This is a genomic window from Methylobacterium tarhaniae, from assembly GCF_001043955.1.
GTDB lineage: Bacteria > Pseudomonadota > Alphaproteobacteria > Rhizobiales > Beijerinckiaceae > Methylobacterium > Methylobacterium tarhaniae.
In genome coordinates, this window is the sequence record NZ_LABZ01000360.1 from 1 (window position 1) to 742 (window position 742).

The window sequence follows — 742 nt, forward strand, 5'->3', positions numbered from 1 at the left end:
CGCGTGCGCCGGCGCACGCGGGGCCGCAACCTCCGCACAAGGCAGGGGCGTCAGAGAGCGATGAGGCAAAGTCGCCTGCGCTGGGACGGGATTGGCTGAGGAATGTCCGGTCGCGAGCAAGCCGAGAGGCTGTGGAGCAACATCGTCGAACTCGGGCCCCGGCGCCTCGCCGCGCTCGGGCTGATCGGCCTCGTGGTGTTCCTGGCGGTGGGCCTCGGGGCCTACTACCTGAGCCGGCCGGCGCAGGAGACGCTCTATACCGGCCTCTCCCGCGAGGACGTGGCCCGCATCGGCGGCGTGCTCAAGGATGCGGGCATCCGCTTCGACGTGAGCGCCGACGGCGCCGCCGTGCTGGTGCCCTACGGCAATACCGCGCAGGCCCGGATGCTGCTCGCCGAGAAGGGCCTGCCGCAGAGCTCGAAATCCGGCTACGAGCTGTTCAACGACCTCGGTTCCCTCGGCATGACGTCGTTCATGCAGGAGATGACCCGGGTCCGGGCGCTCGAAGGCGAGATCGCCCGCACGATCCAGGGCATGAAGGGCGTGCGCGCCGCGCGGGTCCACATCGTCCTTCCCGAGCGCGGCTCGTTCCGGCGCGACCAGCAGCCGCCTTCCGCCTCCGTGGTGGTGCGCACCGAGCCCGCCGACGACCGCAGCGGCGCCCAGGCGATCCGCCAGCTCGTCGCCTCGGCGATCCCCGGCATGAAGCCCGACCGGGTCACGGTGATCGGCGCCGACGGCA

At 71.7% G+C, this 742-nt stretch carries 1 protein-coding gene; it reads left to right on the forward strand.

Features of this window, described 5'->3' with window-relative positions:
* Positions 1-102: 102 nt before the first annotated feature.
* A partial coding sequence (gene fliF, locus VQ03_RS29935) for a flagellar basal-body MS-ring/collar protein FliF (protein WP_048454580.1) occupies positions 103-742 on the forward strand: 640 nt, incomplete at its 3' end.